This is a genomic window from Anaerolineales bacterium (genome assembly GCA_016928575.1).
GTDB lineage: Bacteria > Chloroflexota > Anaerolineae > Anaerolineales > RBG-16-64-43 > JAFGKK01.
This window is the reverse complement of sequence record JAFGKK010000090.1, coordinates 1-2748: the sequence shown is the minus strand read 5'-3', so window position 1 is coordinate 2748 and position 2748 is coordinate 1. Positions and strand designations below refer to the sequence as shown.

1 protein-coding gene is annotated in these 2748 nt (G+C 65.3%); it reads right to left on the bottom strand.

All coding sequences use genetic code 11. The annotated features are described in order from the left end of the window. Positions 1-219 precede the first annotated feature (219 nt). Entirely contained in the window at positions 220-2628 is a 2409-nt protein-coding gene (locus JW929_11470) for a glycosyl transferase (protein MBN1440018.1), read from the bottom strand. Positions 2629-2748 lie beyond the last annotated feature (120 nt).

The window sequence follows — 2748 nt, the reverse complement described above, 5'->3', positions numbered from 1 at the left end:
CTGGATGCCGGCTAAGTGCACCCCCGGCAAAGAACACGCCGAGGGCGGGCGCCGGCATGACGTGCTTTGTGAACGCCGTCACCCCCGAGTGTTTTTATCGGGGGTCCAGGGCATGCGCTACGGGAACCGCTCCGCCGGTTCCTGGATGCCGGCTAAGAACGCCCCCGGCCAAGAACACACCGAGGGCGGGCGCCGGCATGACGATCTTGTGGACTGCCGTCATTCCCCGATAGTCAGCTTCACTTCGACCGTCCCGCCCGCCGTGACCGGCAGCGGGACGACGTTGCCTTCCAGTTTCTTCCCGTCCGCCTCGAGCGAAATCCGGCTGCCTTTGCCGGCCCGCTTGGCTTCGATCTGATACGTGCTTCCGCGGAACACGCGCCGGACGGAGAAGCCCGTCCAAGTTTGCGGGATCACGGGCGCGATCCGCAGGCCGCGGAAGGTCGGCCGGATGCCGAGGATCCACTGCGTTGCGGCGACGTAAGTATAGGAAGCCGTCCCGGTCAGCCAGGAGGTCCGGCCGCGGCCGTAATGTTTGTGCTCCGGGGCGGCGATGTTCTGGCAATAGACGTAGGGTTCGGTGCCCAGCACGTCGACATCCTTGCGCGCTAAGGGCAGGATTTGACGGTAGTATTGCCAGGCGCGGTCGCCCCAGCCGAGCTTGGCGGCGGCGATGATCGCCCAGGTGTTGGCGTGGTTGAAGATGCCTCCGTTCTCCTTGACCCCGGGCGGGTAGGTGGTGGTCCCGCCGATCCGCACCTGCGCGCCGTCGTACGGCGGCCACATCACCCGCAGCCCGTAGGGCGTGTTGAGTTTTTGGTGCGCGCTCTCCATCGCCGTCGCCTGCCGGTCCGGAGCGCCGATCTCCCCGATCACCGCCCAGGTTTGCGGGTTTAATCCGATTTTGTGCTTCTCCTCGGCCGCTGCGCCCACCGGCAAGCCCCGATCGTCGTAAGCGCGGACGTACCATTCCCCGTCCCAGCAATGCTGGCGCACGGCTTTGGCCATCTCCCGCTGGAGCCGCTCGAAGCGGTCCGCGTCCGTTTCCTTTCCCAGATGCCGGCCAAGGTCGGCCAGGTCGAGCATCGCCCGGCAGAACAGCCCGGCGGCGAAGACGCTCTCCGCCTTGCCGCTGCCGTGGTCGAGGTTCATCGTGTCGTCCCAATCGGCGAATCCGAGCCGCGGCAGGCGGTGCGGGCCGCGGTTGCGCAGCGTGAAATCCGCCGCCCGCAGCATGTGCTCCCAGACCGCGTCCGCGCCGCCGTCGTAGTAGGAAATCTTCTCCCGCAGGTAGCCGAAGTCGCCCGTCTCGCGCAGGTAGGCGCAGGTGGCGACGATCAACCACAGGTGGTCGTCGGAGAACCATTGCGGCCTCTCCGGATACTCCGCCGCCAACCCGGGGCCGCCCTCGCCGGTGAGCGGAAAAACCTGGTGCCAGGCGTGCCCGTCGCGGAATTGCAGTTTCCAGATCATCGTCAGCATCGAGCGCGCCTGCCGCGGCAGATTGTGGACCACGCCGAGCGTGTCCTGGGCCGTGTCGCGGGTCCCCAGCCCGCGCCCAAGGCCCGTGTCGTAAGCCGAGACGAAGCGCGACCAGTAGAGGTTGGCCCGGCATTGAATCGGGTTCCAGACGTTGAGCATCGCGTTTGCCTCGGGGTCGGGCGTTGCCGCCGTGAAGGAGGATAGGTAGGCATCCCAATCGGCGCGCAAAGCCGCAAAGGCGACCTGCACTTGGTTCGGATCTCTGAACCGCTTGAACTGGGCGGGTATCCGTTCCGGCGCATCGGTCACGCCGAGCATATAGACGAGTGTTTTCTCCTCGCCCGGCTTAAGGGTGATGAGGTGGGATAGCGAGCCGATGTTGTTGCCGCGCGGCGCCAGCGAGTTACCGGGGCGGCCCCGTTCCACGGTCTGCGGATTCGAAAGGCTGCGCATCCGGCCGACGAATTCCTCGCGGTCGGTGTCGAAGCCGGAGGCGCGGGGCGCACTCGCCGCCCAGGTGGCGGTCGGACGGAATTTGGTCCGCGCCGTGAGGATTCCCCGCGAGTGTTCGGAGAAAAAAATCTGCTGGCCCCAGTCGATGTTCTGCTGGTCGGTGACAGCATCCCAGAGGGAATATTCGGCGTAGGAAAAAGTCCGCAGAGTGCGTTTGCGTTTGGTCGTGTTGCGCAGGGCGAGCACCCAGAGTTCGCAGGGGCACGCTTCCTCCGGCGGGGCGGGCGGGACGAAGTATAGGATGCTCGCGGCAATGCCCTTGCAGGAGGAGGAAATCCGCGTGTAGCCGGCCCCGTGGCGGCACTCGTAAGAGGCGTACTTGCGGTTGGGGACGGGCTGGACCGTCGGACTCCAGAATTCGCCGTCCTGCATGTCGCGGATATAAAGATAGCGTCCGGGCTGATCGGCCGGGACGGCGTTGTAGCGGTAGCGGGTGACGCGCCGATTGCGCGGATCGCGGTCGAAGGAGAAGCCGCCGGCGGTGTTCGAAATAATCCCGCCGTAGCGCCCCTCGCCCAGGTAGTTGATCCACGGGGTGGGGGTATCCGGCCGGGTGACGACGTACTCGCGGTTTTTTGAGTCGAAATACCCGTAAGGATTGCGCAGGATGTTCGATTGCTTTTTTCCCTTCATATGCAAATGCTCTCCTCAATGGGGAATCATCGGCATTTTGTATCTCCTCAGCCCCCCGTCCCTGCCCTTTCCTCACCCCCAACCCCACAACCCCTTCCCCCTCTCCTGACTTATGCCAGG